Raw genomic sequence first — 13,541 nt, forward strand, 5'->3', positions numbered from 1 at the left:
ACGTCCGATCGCCGTAGATTAGCGGTCGCCGACGACGTTCACACGCTACCCGTCCAGGCGCCGTCGATCAGGCTGTTTCCCGCACGAGCGAAGACGGGCGTCGAGTCTGTGGGCGGCCCGTGTTTTCGGGGCGGCGCCACCGGGAAGGATGTCCGGATGGGCATCACCGTCGCGGTCACCGGACCAACAGGAGAGATCGGCGTATCGGCGGTGACCGCGCTCGAGCGTGAGCCCGCTGTGGGCCGGATCGTCGGGATGGCCCGCCGCCCCTTCGACCCGTCGACGCGCGGCTGGCAGAAGACCACCTACCAGCAGGGCGACATCGTGGACCGCGACGCGGTCGACGCGCTGGTGGCCCAGGCCGACGTGGTGGTCCACCTGGCCTTCATCATCATGGGCTCACGGGACGAGAGCGAACGCATCAACCTGCAGGGCACCCGGAACGTGTTCGAGGCCACCGTCGCCGCCGAACGGCCCCGGCGCCTGGTCTACACCTCCTCGGTGGCGGCCTACGGCTATCACCCCGACAATCCGGTCCCGCTGACCGAGGACGTGCCGGCGCGGGGATCCGCCGAGCACTACTACTCGGCGCAGAAGGCGGCGTGTGAGGCGCTGCTCGCCGACGTCACCGCGGGTTCGCCGCTCGAGGTCTTCGTGCTGCGGCCATGCATCGTCGCCGGACCGAATGCCACCGCGCTCGCCGACGCGATGCCATGGAACCAGCTGCCCGCCCCGGTGCGCGCGGTGGTCGGTGCCGTGCCGGTGCTCAAGCCGGTCGTGCCGGACCCGGGCATCCCGTTGCAGCTGGTCCATCACGACGATGTGGCCTCCGCCATCGCGCTCGCGGCCACCACGCCGGCGCCCCCGGGGGCCTATAACCTCGCCGGCGACGGCACGGTGACGGTGTCGGACGTGGCCAAGGCGCTGGGCGGCCGGCCGGTGCGGGTGCCGGCCGTGGCCGCCACGGCGGCTTCGGCCGCGATCTCGCGGGTGCCGAAGGTCCCGTCCATGCTCGAGTGGCTGCACACCGCGCGGACGTCGGTGGTGATGGACACCACAAAGGCCAGGACCCAGCTGGGCTGGCGACCGCTCTATTCGTCGGCCGACACGCTTGAGGCGCTGGCGTCGTCGCTGTGATGATGCCGGATCCGTCCGCGGCGCGGGGCCGCCGGCCGGAGTAGTTTGGCTACGTGACGTATCAGCGCCGCCCCGCGTCAACGCGCTTGCTGTGAACCGGGTGACGGCGCGCCGGCGGGTAAGGCACCTGGATGCCGCCAAGGCGACCACCCGGCCGGAAACCCTGGTTGTCGAGGAACCGCTGGAGATCCGCGTGAACGGCACGGCCGTGAGCGTGACCATGCGCACGCCGGGATCCGATATTGAACTGGCGCAAGGCTTTCTGCTGACCGAAGGCGTCATCGTAGACCGCGACGACGTGCTCACCATCCGCTACTGCGACGGCCGCGGCGACGACAACGCGAACACCTACAACGTGCTCGACGTGACCCTGGCCCCCGGCGTCCGGGAGCCCGACGTCGACGTGACCCGCAACTTCTACACCACCTCGTCCTGCGGCGTCTGCGGCAAGGCGTCGCTGGAGGCGGTGCGGGTCAGCGGCCGCTTCGCCGTCGGCGACGATCCGGCCACCGTCGCCGCGGCCACGCTCAACGCGCTGCCGGATCAACTCCGTTCGGCGCAAAAGGTTTTCGACAGCACCGGTGGCCTGCACGCGGCGGCGTTGTTTAGGGCCGACGGCACGATGCTCGTCGTGCGCGAGGACATCGGCAGGCACAACGCGGTCGACAAGGTCATCGGCTGGGCGCTGGAGCATCGGCTGATCCCGCTGCGCGCCTCGGTGCTGCTGGTCAGCGGGCGGGCGTCGTTCGAGCTGACGCAGAAAGCCGTGCTGGCCGGGGTGCCGGTGCTCGCGGCCGTGTCGGCGCCGTCGTCGCTGGCGGTCTCGCTGGCCGAGGAGTCCGGGATGACGCTGGTGGCCTTCCTGCGTGCGGACTCGATGAACATCTATACCGGGGCGCACCGGATCAGCTAGGGCGGCGCCCCGCCCTGTGCATAGGCGCCCGACTGGGGATAACCGCCCGGCACGCGCCCTCGACCGGCCCGGTTTGTCAGGGCCCTGGTGCACCGTGGCGGCCATGACAACCCCACAGACGATGACACGGGTGCAGCTGGGAGCATTTGGGGAAGCGCTCGCCGCCGAACACCTGACCAGGATGGGCTTGCGGATACTGCACCGCAACTGGCGCTGCCGCTACGGCGAGCTCGACCTGATCGCGTGCGACGAGGCCACGGCGACGGTGGTGTTCGTAGAGGTGAAGACGCGTGCCGGCGACGGGTATGGCGGATTGCCGTACGCGGTCACCGGGCGGAAGGTGCTTCGGCTGCGCAGGCTGGCCGGGCTCTGGCTGGCCGGCCAGGACCGGCGCTGGGCGGCGATACGCATCGACGTGATCGGCATTCGGATCGGTCCCAGAAATTCGAGCCGCACTCCCGAGGTCACCCACCTGCGGGGAATCGGCTGATGGCGCTGGGCCGCGCGTTCTCCGTCGCCGTGCGCGGGTTGGACGGGCAGAGCGTGGAAATCGAAGCCGACATCACCTCGGGCCTTCCCGGGGTGCACCTGGTCGGCCTGCCCGACGCGGCGCTGCAGGAGTCGCGCGACCGCGTCCGGGCCGCGGTCGCCAACTGCGGCAACACCTGGCCCATGGCCCGGCTCACCCTGGCGCTGTCGCCGGCGACGCTGCCCAAGATGGGATCGGTCTACGACATCGCCCTGGCGGCGGCCGTGCTGTCGGCGCAGCGCAAAAGCCCGTGGGAGCGCCTGGAGAAGACGGTGCTGCTGGGTGAGCTGTCGCTGGACGGGCGGGTCCGGCCCGTGCGCGGAGTGCTGCCCGCCGTGCTGGCCGCCAAGCGCGACGGCTGGCCGGCCGTCGTCGTCCCGGTGGACAACCTGGCCGAGGCCAGCCTGGTCGACGGCATCGACGTCTGGGGGGTGCGCACCCTGGGGCAATTGCAGAACTGGCTCAACGGGTCCGCCGCCTTGACCGAGCGGATCCGGCCCGGCGTCACGGTGCCTGAGCCGGCGGCCGAGCTGGCCGACGTGGTCGGTCAGGCGCAGGCGCGGTTCGCCGTCGAAGTGGCCGCCGCCGGGTCGCATCACCTCATGCTCACCGGGCCGCCGGGGATCGGGAAAACCATGCTGGCGCAACGCCTTCCGGGGCTGCTGCCGCCCTTGTCGGAAGGCGAGTCGTTGGAGGTCACCGCGATCCATTCGGTGGCCGGCCTGCTGTCGGGGGAAACGCCGTTGATCACCCGGCCGCCGTTCGTGGCGCCGCACCACAGCTCCAGCGTCGCAGCGCTCGTCGGCGGGGGATCGGGGATGGCCCGTCCGGGCGCGGTAAGCCGGGCGCATCGCGGGGTGTTGTTCCTCGACGAATGCGCCGAGATCGGCGTCAGCGTACTCGAGGCGTTGCGAACGCCGTTGGAAGACGGGGAGATTCGTCTCGCCCGGCGCGACGGGGTGGCCTGCTACCCGGCCCGGTTCCAGCTGGTGCTGGCCGCGAACCTGTGCCCCTGCGCGCCCGCCGATCCCCAGGACTGCATCTGCGCCGCGGCGGCCAAGCGACGTTACCTGGGCAAGCTGTCGGGCCCGTTGCTGGACCGGGTGGACCTGCGGGTGCAGATGCATCCGGTGCGCGCCGGGGCGTTCTCGGGCAACGACGGCGAGTCCACGGCCCAGGTGCGCCAGCGCGTCGCCCTTGCGCGCGCCGCCGCCGCCGAGCGCTGGAAGCCGTACGGATTTCGCACCAACGCCGAAGTCAGCGGGACGCTGCTGCGGCGAAAATTCCGCCCGGACAACGACACGATGGAGCCGCTGCGCAAGGCGCTCGACCGCGGGCTGCTCAGCATCCGCGGGTTCGATCGCACGCTGCGGGTCGCGTGGAGTCTTGCCGACCTGGCCGGCCGAGAATCCCCGGGACCCGACGAGGTTGGCACCGCGCTCAGCTTCCGGCAGGCCGGGGCGGCGCGATGAGCGACGAGGTGGCGCTGGCATGGGCCTACCTGTCCCGGGTGGCCGAACCGCCGTGCGCGGAACTCGACGCTCTGGTGCGGCGCGTCGGTCCGGTGGATGCGGCGGACCGGGTCCGACGGGGCATGGTCGACGCGGACCTGGCCCGGCACACCGAGGCTCGACGCGAAATCGACCGCGCGGCCGAAGATCTCGAGCTGCTAGCGCGCCGCGGCGGGCGTTTGATCACCCCGGGCAGCGGCGAGTGGCCGTGGCTCGCCTTCGCCGCGTTCGACGGTGCGGCGCGGCCTCGCGGCGGGCCGCCACTGGTGTTGTGGGCGCTGGGCCCGTCGGTGCTGGACGAGGTGACCCCTCGCGCCGCCGCGCTGGTCGGGACGCGGGCGTCGACCGCGTACGGCGAACACATGGCCGCCGACCTCGCGGCGGGGCTGGTCGAACGCGACGTCGCGGTGGTTTCCGGCGGCGCCTACGGCATCGACGGCGCGGCCCACCGGGCGACACTGAGCGCCGAGGGAGTCACGGTGGCGGTGCTGGCCGGCGGGCTCGACATCCCGTATCCGGCCGGGCATTCCACACTGCTGCACCGCATCGGCCGGCACGGGCTGGTGTTCACCGAGTATCCGCCGGGCGTCCGGCCGGCCCGACACCGGTTCCTGACCCGCAACCGCCTGGTGGCCGCGGTCGCCGGCGCCGCGGTGGTGGTCGAGGCCGGCCTGCGCAGCGGCGCCGCCAACACCGCCGCGTGGGCGCGGGCGCTGGGCCGGGTGGTGGCCGCGGTGCCCGGGCCCGTGACGTCGTCGGCGTCGGCGGGCTGCCACGCGCTGTTGCGTCAGGGGGCGGAGCTGGTCACCCGGGCCGACGACATCGTTGAGTTGGTCGGTCGCATCGGTGAGCTGGCAGCCGACGAGCCGCGCCCGACGGGCCTGTTGGACGGGCTGAGCGACGCCGAGCGCCGCGTCTACGAGGCGCTACCGGGCCGGGGCGCCGCCACGGTCGACGAGATCGCGGTCTCGTCGGGCCTGGCGCCCGAGCAGGCGCTCGGGCCGCTGGCGATGCTGGAACTTGCGGGGTTGGCGCAACGACAGGACGGGCTGTGGCGGATCGTTCGCGCTGCCCAGGCTGCGGCGACGGCGCGCCTCGTATAGTCGACCGGGGGTTCGGGTCAGGACGGGAGGATATGTGGCAGGTCGACCTCTGCAAAACTTCGAAGTTGCTCGCACCGAACAACTCGCGCCGCACATGGTCCGGTTGGTGCTGGGCAGCAGCAATTTCGACACCTTCGTGCCGAGCAAATTCACCGACTCCTACGTCAAGCTCGCCTTCGTCGCCGACGACATCGACGTGGCCCGGCTGCCGCAGCCGTTGACCCTCGACAGCTTCGCCGGGCTCCCGCCCGAGAAGAGACCGCCGGTGCGGACGTTCACCGTCCGTCACGTCGACGTCGCGGCCCGCCAGATCGCCGTCGACATCGCCGTGCACGGCGAGCACGGCGTCGCGGGGCCCTGGGCGACCGCCGCGCAACCCGGTCAACCGATCTATTTGATGGGACCCGGCGGCGCCTACACCCCAGACCCGGCCGCCGATTGGCACCTGCTCGCCGGCGACGAGTCGGCCCTGCCCGCCATCGCGGCGGCACTGGAAGCACTGCCCGCCGACGCCGTCGGCAAGGCGTTCATCGAGGTGGCCGGCCCGGAGGACGAAATCCCCCTGACCGCACCGGAGTCGGTCGAGGTCAGCTGGGTGTACCGGGGCGGCCGCGCCGACCTGGTGCCCGAAGACCGCGCCGGCGACTTCGCGCCGCTGATCGAGGCCGTCACCACCGCCCAGTGGCTGCCCGGGCAGGTCCACGTCTTCATCCACGGGGAGGCCCAGGCCGTCATGCACAACCTGCGGCCGTACATCCGCAAGGAACGCGGCGTCGACGCCAAATGGGCGTCGTCGATCTCGGGCTACTGGCGGCGCGGGCGCACCGAGGAAACATTCCGCCAGTGGAAGAAGGAGCTCGCGCAGGCGGAGGCCGAATCGGCGACGGCCTGACTGCCGACTGGCATCCTCTATGCCATGGCATTCGGTGACTACCAGAACGAGATCTATTTCAAGGGGCTGGGCGGCGTGGCGCCCGCGCTGCCAATGGCATTCGCGGAGTTGGAGGCCCGGGCCGAGCGGGCCATGTCGCCGTCGGTGTGGTCGTACGTCACCGGTGGCGCCGGTGACGAGCGCACCCAGCGCGCCAACCGGAAGGCATTCGATCAGTGGGGCCTGATCCCGCGCATGTTCGTCGGTGCCGCCGAGCGCGACCTGTCGGTGCAGATGTGCGGCCTGACCCTGCCCTCTCCGTTGTTCATGGCGCCGATCGGCGTCATCGGCATCTGTGCTCAAGATGGCCACGGCGACCTGGCCACCGCCCGTGCGGCGGCGAGCACCGGCGTCCCGATGGTCGTCTCCACCCTGACCGCCGACCCGATGGAGGACGTCGCCGCGGAGTTCGGTGACACCCCCGGCTTCTTCCAGCTGTACACGCCGAAGAACCGCGAACTCGCCGCGAGCCTCGTGCAGCGGGCCGAGGCCGCCGGGTTCCAGGGCATCATCGTCACCCTCGACACCTGGATTCCCGGGTGGCGTCCGCGCGACCTCAGCACGGCCAACTTTCCGCAGTTGCGGGGAATGTGCCTGAGCAATTACACGAGCGATCCGGTGTTCCGCGCAAGCCTGCAGCGCTCGCCCGAAGAGGACCCGCAAGGCACCGTGCTGCAGTGGATCACCACGTTTGGCAACCCGCTGACCTGGGACGACCTGCCTTGGCTGCGATCGCTGACCGACCTGCCGCTGATCATCAAGGGCATCTGCCATCCCGACGACGCGCGCCGCGCCAAAGACGGTGGCGTCGACGGCATCTATTGCTCGAACCACGGCGGGCGGCAGGCCAACGGCGGCCTGCCCGCGCTGGACTGCCTGCCGGGCGTGGTCGAGGCGGCCGACGGCCTGCCGGTGTTGTTCGATTCGGGCATCCGCAGCGGCGCCGACATCGTCAAGGCGCTGGCGCTCGGGGCGACCGCCGTCGGGGTCGGTCGGCCGTACGCCTATGGTCTGGCGCTCGGCGGCGTCGACGGCGTGGTGCATGTGCTGCGCAGTCTGCTGGCCGAGGCGGACCTGATCATGGCGGTCGACGGCTATCCGACGCTCAAAGATCTCACCCCGGACACGGTTCGGCGCGTCGGCTGACCCGAGCCGGCGGCGCCTGCGAACGTTTCAGGCGTGGAGGCGGTCCTCGACCAGTTCGACGAATACCTGTCGCTGCAGTGCGGCCGTTCGGCGCATACGCGGCGCGCCTACCTCGGCGACCTGCGCTCGCTCTTCGAGTTCCTCGACGGGCGGGGTATCGGCCTGGACGGCCTGAGCCTGCCGGTGCTGCGGTCCTGGCTCGCCACCGCCGCCGGCGCCGGCGCGGCCCGCACGACGCTGGCCCGTCGCACCTCGGCGGTCAAGGCGTTCACCGCGTGGGCGGTGCGACGGGGCCTGCTGTCCGAGGACCCGGCCGCGCGTCTGCAGGTGCCCAAGGCGCACCGCACCCTGCCGGCCGTGCTCCGCAAGGACCAGGCGCTCAAGGCCATGGCCGCCGCGAAATCTGGCGCTGAACAAGGCGATCCGCTGGCCCTTCGCGACCGGCTCATCGTCGAGATGCTGTATGCCACCGGGATTCGGGTCAGCGAGTTGTGCGGCCTGGACATCGACGACGTGGACACCCACCACCGATTGGTGCGCGTCTTGGGCAAGGGCAACAAGCAACGCACCGTCCCGTTCGGGCTGCCGGCCGCCGAGGCGCTGCGCGCCTGGCTGACGGGCGGTCGTCCGGCCCTGGCGACCGCCGAGTCGGGGCCGGCCCTGCTGCTGGGCGCCCGCGGGCGCCGGCTCGACGTGCGCCAGGCCCGAACCGTCGTGCACCAGACGGTCACCGCCGTGGACGGCGCCCCCGACATGGGCCCCCACGGGCTGCGGCACAGCGCCGCGACGCATCTGCTCGAGGGCGGGGCCGACCTGCGCGTCGTCCAGGAGCTGCTTGGCCACTCCAGCCTGGCGACCACGCAGCTCTACACCCATGTCGCGGTGTCGCGGTTGCGGGCGGTGCACGACCAGGCCCACCCCCGCGCATAGGCCGTCGAGTGTGCATTTGCGGCGTCGAGCGTGCGTCAAGGTGGCCGATCCGGCGTGGCCGCCGAGCCGGACGCACACTGGTCGCCCGGAATGCACATTTGCAGGCCTCAACCCCGCAGCGGCTTGAGCCGGATCGGGGTCGACCTCAGCAGCCCCAGCGGATCGACGTAGCGCGCGGCTGACGCAGGACCCCACATCGCACCCCAATGCAGGCACGGGGCGGCCCGGCAGCCGACGTGCCCTGGGACCAGCGAGCCGATCACGGTCGAGGCCGTCACCGCCTGGCCGGCGCGGACGGCGGTGCGGACCGGCTCGTAGCTGGTGCGCAGGCCGCCCGGGTGCGCCAGGGATACGACGGGCCGCCCGGCCAGCTCCCCGGCGAACACGACCGTGGCCTCGCCCGCCGCGTACACCGGCTGGCCGGGAGCCCCCGGCAGGTCCACCCCCCGGTGCCCGGGAGCCCAGTCGGGCGACGGCGCGTCGAAACCGCGGGCGACGACGGGCGGCGGTCGCAGCGGCCAATCCAGCCGCGGGTCGTCGGCCGCCGCCGCCGGCGCCGCGGCCGTCAGACCCAGAACCAGCATCAGCACCGCGCGCACCGGCCCAGTTGATCGCCGCGCCGCGTGCGGCGCCACTCACGGCCACCGGCGCTGTGGACGCCCATGCTGTGGAAGAGCCACCGGCCGATCCCGTGTAAACTGCTGGTCGCAGCTCGTTCGCGGGCTGACTTCGCGCGTCCGCACCGCGGCTCCCGCTTCTCAGGAGCCCGCACCGCATGCCGAGCGGTCCCCGCCAGGGTTTTCCTGGCGAGGTACGGCATCGCAGCAGGCGCCAGGGCCCGGCATCACCCGACGCCGGGCGACAACCGACACACGTGAGGCACAAGCATGGCCGTCGTAACCATGAAGCAGCTGCTGGACAGCGGCACCCACTTCGGGCACCAGACCCGTCGCTGGAATCCCAAGATGAAGCGGTTCATCTTCACCGACCGCAACGGCATCTACATCATCGACCTGCAGCAGACGCTGACCTTCATCGACAAGGCGTACGAGTTCGTCAAAGAGACCGTCGCCCACGGTGGTTCGGTGCTGTTCGTCGGCACCAAGAAGCAGGCGCAGGAATCCGTCGCGGCCGAGGCCACCCGCGTCGGCATGCCGTACGTGAACCAGCGCTGGCTGGGTGGCATGCTCACCAACTTCTCCACGGTGCACAAGCGGCTGCAGCGCCTCAAGGAGCTGGAAGCGATGGAGCAGACCGGCGGCTTCGAGGGACGCACCAAGAAGGAGATCTTGATGCTGACCCGCGAGAAGAACAAGCTGGAGCGCAGCCTCGGCGGTATCCGCGACATGAACAAGGTGCCCTCGGCCGTCTGGGTCGTCGACACGAACAAGGAGCACATCGCCGTCGGCGAGGCCCGCAAACTGGGTATCCCGGTGATCGCGATCCTGGACACCAACTGCGACCCCGACGAGGTCGACTACCCGATCCCGGGCAACGACGACGCGATCCGCTCGGCCGCGCTGCTCACCAAGGTGATCGCGTCCGCAGTCGCCGAGGGCCTGCAGGCCCGCGCCGGCGTCGGCCGCGGCGACGGCAAGCCGGAGGCCACGGACTCGCTGACCGCCGAGCCGCTCGCCGAATGGGAGCAGGAGCTGCTGGCATCCGCCACCGCGACCGCCGCCCCGCCCGCCGGCAGCGACGCCGCCGCGGGCACAACCGAATCAACCCCCTCACAGGAAGGCTGATCATTGGCGAACTTCACCGCCGCCGACGTCAAGCGGCTCCGGGAACTCACCGGCGCCGGCATGCTGGACTGCAAGAACGCGCTGGCCGAGAGCGACGGCGACTTCGACAAGGCCGTCGAGGCGCTCCGGATCAAGGGCGCCAAGGACGTCGGCAAGCGCGCCGAGCGCGCCACTGCTGAGGGCCTCGTGGCTGCCAAGGGTGGTGCGCTCGTGGAGCTCAACTCGGAGACCGACTTCGTCGCCAAGAACGCCGAGTTCCAGGCCCTGGCCGACCAGGTGGTCGACGCCGCGTTGAACGCGAAGGCCACCGACGTCGAGACGCTCAAGGCCGCCAAGATTGGTGACAAGACGGTCGAGCAGGCCATCGCCGACCTGTCGGCCAAGATCGGCGAGAAGCTGGAACTGCGCCGCGTGCAGTTCTTCGACGGCAACGTCGAGGCCTACCTGCACAAGCGCGCCGCCGACCTGCCGCCGGCCGTCGGCGTGCTGGTGGAGTTCACCGGGGAGGACAAGAGCGCCGCGCACGCCGTCGCCCTGCAGATCGCCGCGCTCAAGGCGCGCTTCCTGTCGCGCGACGACGTGCCGGAAGAGGTGGTGGCCAGCGAGCGCCGCATCGCCGAGGAGACCGCCAAGGCCGAGGGCAAGCCGGAACAGGCACTGCCCAAGATCGTCGAGGGCCGGCTCAACGGGTTCTTCAAGGACGCCGTGCTGCTCGAGCAGCCGTCGGTGTCCGACAGCAAGAAGACCGTCAAGGCGCTGCTCGACGAGGCCGGTGTGAGCGTGACCCGGTTCGTTCGCTTCGAGGTGGGTCAGGCCTAGCCGGGGACGCCGGGGAGCTATCGATGCAACACGTGCACGCCTTCGGCGACGACGCCCTGGGTGACCTGGACGCGGTGGGGCTGGCCGACGCCATCCGTACCGGCCGCATCAGCAGGTCCGAGGCGGTCGAGGCGGCCATCGCCCGCACGGAGGCCGTCGATCCCGTCCTCAACGGTCTCGCGTACGCGGCCTTCCGGCAGGCCCGGGAGGTCGCCGAGGGGAAGGCCGGCACGCGTGGCTTTTTTGCCGGGGTGCCCACGTTCCTCAAGGACAACGTGGACATCGCCGGGCAGCCGACCATGCACGGCACCGACGCGTGGACGCCCTGGAACGCGACCTCCGACAGCGAGTTCACCGAGCTGTTCCTGGCCACCGGCCTGGCACCGGTGGGCAAGACGCAGTTGTCGGAATTCGGGTTCAGCGCTTCGGCCGAACATCCCCGGCTCGGACCCGTCCGCAACCCGTGGAACACCGACTACAGCGCGGGCGCGTCGTCCTCGGGTTCGGGCGCGTTCGTCGCCGCCGGGGTGGTCCCGATTGCGCACGCCAACGACGGCGGTGGCTCGATCCGCATCCCGGCCGCCTGCAACGGGCTGGTCGGCCTCAAGCCGACGCGCGGGCGGCTGCCGCTCGACGCGATGCTGCGTCGGATGCCGGTCGCCATCGTCGCCAACGGAGTGGTGACCCGTTCGGTGCGTGACACCGCGGCGTTCTACCGGGAGGCAGAGCGCGTCTGGCGTAATCCCAAACTCGCGCCGATCGGCGATGTCGCCGGGCCGGGCAAGCAGCGGCTGCGGATCGCCGTATTGACCCGGTCGGTGCAGCGGGAGTGCAGCCCGCAGGTGCGCGAACTGACGCTGAAATCGGCCGGGCTACTCGAGGAACTGGGCCACCGCGTCGAATATGTCGACCAACCGCCGGTGCCGGCCAGTTTCGTGGACGACTTCGTCCTGTACTGGGGCTTCCTCGCGCTCGCCCAGGTGCGCGCCGGACGGCGGGTGTTCGGCGCGACGTTCGACCGCAGCCGGCTGGACAGCCTGACGCTCGGCCTGGAGCGACACAGCGCCCGCAACATGCACCGGTTGCCCCTGGCGATCATGCGCCTGCGCCGGATTCGGCGGCGCACGGCGAAATTCTTCGGCACCTACGACGTGGTGCTGACCCCGACCCTGGCCGACGAGACGCCCCGCATCGGCTACCTGGCGCCCACGGACTACCGGCAGGTCATCGACCGGCTGATCGACTGGGTCTCGTTCACGCCGCTGCAGAATGTGACCGGCGAACCGGCGATCTCGCTGCCGCTGGCGCAATCCGCGGACGGCATGCCGGTGGGGATGATGTTCTCGGCGGACTTCGGGCAGGAAGCGTTGCTGCTGCAGCTGGGCTACGAGCTCGAAGAGGCCCGCCCCTGGGCCCGGATCGACGCCTGACTCAGCAGTCGGACCCGAGCCTCTCGAGCATCCGTTTGAATTCGCGCTGCTGCGAAAGCGTCAGCTTGTCCATGATCCGGGCGTCGGCTTCGCGCACCGCCGCTTCCGCGCGCTTCAACAGCGCCCTTCCCTGCGTGGTCAGCGTGGCGGGAAGCGCGCGCCCGGAGGACACCGACTCGGGTCGGGCCACAGCCCCGACGTACTCCAGCTTGCGCAGCACCGTGTTCATCGCCTGCGGTGTGACGTTGGTGTGCCGCGACAGTTCGGCGCTGGACAGGCCTGGCGACATCGAAAGAATGCGCAGGCAAACGAATTCCGGCAGGGTCAGGCCGATCGGACCCAGCGCCGTGGATACCTCCGGCCGCAGAACGGCTCCTACGCGGTAGAGCAGGTATCCGAGTGGGGCGTCTTCGGCCTGAACCATGTCAGCCATATTTACATACCTCGGGCGTGGGGATGTGCAAACGGTGATTGCTGGGCGAACAAGGGGGTAACCGACCAGGAGTCACTCAACCGCACGGTCCACGAGGAGTTGTCATGCCGAAGACGACCAAGGGCGGCAAACCCAGGAAGGACGAGCTGCCCAGCACCCTGCGGCGTTCCGACGCCAAGGCGCAACGCACATTCGCCAAAACCCATGACTCGGCCGCCGAGGAGTACGGCGACGAAGAGCGGGCCCATCGGGTGGCCTACTCCGCGCTCAAGCACAGTTTCGAGAAGGTGGGTGACCACTGGGAGCCCAAGGAGGAGAAGGGCCCGTCGGACGAGCGCGCCGAGAGCGGCGGCCCGCAGGCGTCGGGACGTTCGGCCGAGGGCGTCGACGCCAATGCGAGCAAGAAGCACCTGCTCGACGTTGCTCGGCGCCTCGACGTGCGCGGCCGGTCGAGCATGAGCAAGGAGGAACTCGTCGACGCGATCAAGAAGGAGAACCGGCGGGTCCGCGGTCGCTGACCCACCTCGTTTAGGGCGCCGGTAGCGGGGCATCCCGACGGCCATGGTCGCCTCAACCACCCCTGGCCGGCTTCGGCGGTGCCTCGACGCGGTCGACTTCCCGGCCAACAAGCAGGACCTGCTCGACGCCGCCGACCGCACCGGTTGTGACGTTGAGACCATCCGCGCGTTGCGGACCATCCCGCCCGAGACTTACGCCAACGTCTCGCAGGTCACCGCGTCGCTCACGCTCGCCGACGATCGAGGCACCGGCGACGCCGACGAGGCCGCGGCGCGGCGTTCGCACACCACGCCCGGGCGGGCCGAGTCTGCGAAGGACGTCGGCCCGCGGAGCGCGATCGTCGAGGAGCCGGGCGAGAACCGGGGTTCCTGAGCCCGCTTCGGCGGCAAGGTGAT

The 13,541-nt window shown here is 70.9% G+C and carries 14 protein-coding genes and 1 pseudogene; 13 read left to right on the top strand and 2 right to left on the bottom strand.

The annotated features are described in order from the left end of the window. Positions 1–156: 156 nt before the first annotated feature. From G6N56_RS26745 to G6N56_RS26780, 8 genes are all read left to right on the top strand, one after another. Positions 157–1,137 carry an SDR family oxidoreductase gene (locus G6N56_RS26745; protein WP_085256244.1) on the top strand — a complete coding sequence of 327 codons (981 nt, stop codon included), beginning with the start codon at positions 157–159 and terminating at the stop codon, positions 1,135–1,137. Positions 1,138–1,228: 91 nt separating this feature from the next. Further along, positions 1,229–2,050 carry a formate dehydrogenase accessory sulfurtransferase FdhD gene (gene fdhD, locus G6N56_RS26750; RefSeq protein ID WP_085256245.1) on the top strand — a complete coding sequence of 274 codons (822 nt, stop codon included), beginning with the start codon at positions 1,229–1,231 and terminating at the stop codon, positions 2,048–2,050. 103 nt (positions 2,051–2,153) lie between these two features. After that, positions 2,154–2,540, top strand: a complete 387-nt coding sequence (locus G6N56_RS26755) for a YraN family protein (protein WP_085256246.1) — start codon at positions 2,154–2,156, stop codon at positions 2,538–2,540. After that, positions 2,540–4,051: a YifB family Mg chelatase-like AAA ATPase gene (locus G6N56_RS26760; RefSeq protein WP_085256247.1), complete on the top strand. Its 1,512-nt coding sequence runs from the start codon at positions 2,540–2,542 to the stop codon at positions 4,049–4,051. Before G6N56_RS26755 ends, G6N56_RS26760 begins: the two co-directional genes overlap by 1 nt. Next, positions 4,048–5,193, top strand: a complete 1,146-nt coding sequence (gene dprA, locus G6N56_RS26765) for a DNA-processing protein DprA (RefSeq protein ID WP_085256248.1) — start codon at positions 4,048–4,050, stop codon at positions 5,191–5,193. The genes G6N56_RS26760 and dprA overlap by 4 nt, the downstream gene beginning before the upstream one ends. Positions 5,194–5,227: 34 nt before the next feature. Next, the gene (locus tag G6N56_RS26770) at positions 5,228–6,085 is read left to right on the top strand and encodes a siderophore-interacting protein (protein ID WP_085256249.1); all 858 of its coding nucleotides are present in this window, start codon (positions 5,228–5,230) and stop codon (positions 6,083–6,085) included. Positions 6,086–6,109: 24 nt separating this feature from the next. After that, positions 6,110–7,270, top strand: coding sequence for a lactate 2-monooxygenase (locus tag G6N56_RS26775; RefSeq protein ID WP_085256250.1), 1,161 nt, complete (start codon positions 6,110–6,112; stop codon positions 7,268–7,270). 33 nt (positions 7,271–7,303) lie between these two features. Further along, on the top strand, positions 7,304–8,200 hold the full coding sequence (locus G6N56_RS26780; RefSeq protein WP_085256251.1) for a tyrosine recombinase XerC: 897 nt from the start codon (positions 7,304–7,306) through the stop codon (positions 8,198–8,200). 116 nt (positions 8,201–8,316) lie between these two features. Here the strand turns inward: G6N56_RS26780 and G6N56_RS26785 are convergent. Continuing rightward, positions 8,317–8,835: pseudogene (locus G6N56_RS26785) on the bottom strand (M23 family metallopeptidase); the annotation flags it as partial. A 252-nt stretch (positions 8,836–9,087) separates the two neighbouring features. Between G6N56_RS26785 and rpsB the strand changes: the two are divergent. The 3 genes from rpsB to G6N56_RS26800 are packed head-to-tail and all read left to right on the top strand — an operon-like array spanning position 9,088 to position 12,194. Next, positions 9,088–9,945, top strand: coding sequence for a 30S ribosomal protein S2 (gene rpsB / locus G6N56_RS26790; RefSeq protein WP_085256252.1), 858 nt, complete (start codon positions 9,088–9,090; stop codon positions 9,943–9,945). Between the two features lie 3 nt (positions 9,946–9,948). Continuing rightward, positions 9,949–10,764, top strand: a complete 816-nt coding sequence (gene tsf, locus G6N56_RS26795) for a translation elongation factor Ts (protein ID WP_085256253.1) — start codon at positions 9,949–9,951, stop codon at positions 10,762–10,764. 23 nt (positions 10,765–10,787) lie between these two features. Further along, positions 10,788–12,194, top strand: a complete 1,407-nt coding sequence (locus G6N56_RS26800; protein WP_085256254.1) for an amidase — start codon at positions 10,788–10,790, stop codon at positions 12,192–12,194. Between the two features lies 1 nt (position 12,195). On the opposite strand, the gene G6N56_RS26805 is transcribed toward G6N56_RS26800, so the two are convergent. Further along, positions 12,196–12,618: a MarR family winged helix-turn-helix transcriptional regulator gene (locus G6N56_RS26805; RefSeq protein ID WP_085256314.1), complete on the bottom strand. Its 423-nt coding sequence runs from the start codon at positions 12,616–12,618 to the stop codon at positions 12,196–12,198. A 113-nt stretch (positions 12,619–12,731) separates the two neighbouring features. Here G6N56_RS26805 and G6N56_RS26810 point away from each other — a divergent pair, with 113 nt between their 5' ends. Together G6N56_RS26810 and G6N56_RS26815 are read left to right on the top strand one after the other, a co-directional pair. Then, positions 12,732–13,145 carry a ChaB family protein gene (locus G6N56_RS26810; RefSeq protein WP_085256255.1) on the top strand — a complete coding sequence of 138 codons (414 nt, stop codon included), beginning with the start codon at positions 12,732–12,734 and terminating at the stop codon, positions 13,143–13,145. A gap of 43 nt (positions 13,146–13,188) precedes the next feature. After that, positions 13,189–13,518, top strand: coding sequence for a DUF2795 domain-containing protein (locus tag G6N56_RS26815; RefSeq protein ID WP_085256256.1), 330 nt, complete (start codon positions 13,189–13,191; stop codon positions 13,516–13,518). The last annotated feature ends 23 nt before the right edge of the window (positions 13,519–13,541 follow it).

The organism is Mycobacterium saskatchewanense (assembly GCF_010729105.1).
GTDB lineage: Bacteria > Actinomycetota > Actinomycetes > Mycobacteriales > Mycobacteriaceae > Mycobacterium > Mycobacterium saskatchewanense.

What these genes read in the sequence shown, in the direction of transcription:
- dprA (WP_085256248.1), top strand. Translation starts at nt 4,048, where the DNA reads ATGAGCGACGAGGTGGCGCTGGCATGGGCCTACCTGTCCCGGGTGGCC.
- G6N56_RS26800 (WP_085256254.1), top strand. Translation starts at nt 10,788, where the DNA reads ATGCAACACGTGCACGCCTTCGGCGACGACGCCCTGGGTGACCTGGAC.
- G6N56_RS26760 (WP_085256247.1), top strand. Translation starts at nt 2,540, where the DNA reads ATGGCGCTGGGCCGCGCGTTCTCCGTCGCCGTGCGCGGGTTGGACGGG.
- G6N56_RS26775 (WP_085256250.1), top strand. Translation starts at nt 6,110, where the DNA reads ATGGCATTCGGTGACTACCAGAACGAGATCTATTTCAAGGGGCTGGGC.
- G6N56_RS26805 (WP_085256314.1), bottom strand. Translation starts at nt 12,618, where the DNA reads ATGGTTCAGGCCGAAGACGCCCCACTCGGATACCTGCTCTACCGCGTA.
- G6N56_RS26745 (WP_085256244.1), top strand. Translation starts at nt 157, where the DNA reads ATGGGCATCACCGTCGCGGTCACCGGACCAACAGGAGAGATCGGCGTA.
- rpsB (WP_085256252.1), top strand. Translation starts at nt 9,088, where the DNA reads ATGGCCGTCGTAACCATGAAGCAGCTGCTGGACAGCGGCACCCACTTC.
- G6N56_RS26755 (WP_085256246.1), top strand. Translation starts at nt 2,154, where the DNA reads ATGACAACCCCACAGACGATGACACGGGTGCAGCTGGGAGCATTTGGG.
- G6N56_RS26810 (WP_085256255.1), top strand. Translation starts at nt 12,732, where the DNA reads ATGCCGAAGACGACCAAGGGCGGCAAACCCAGGAAGGACGAGCTGCCC.
- G6N56_RS26815 (WP_085256256.1), top strand. Translation starts at nt 13,189, where the DNA reads ATGGTCGCCTCAACCACCCCTGGCCGGCTTCGGCGGTGCCTCGACGCG.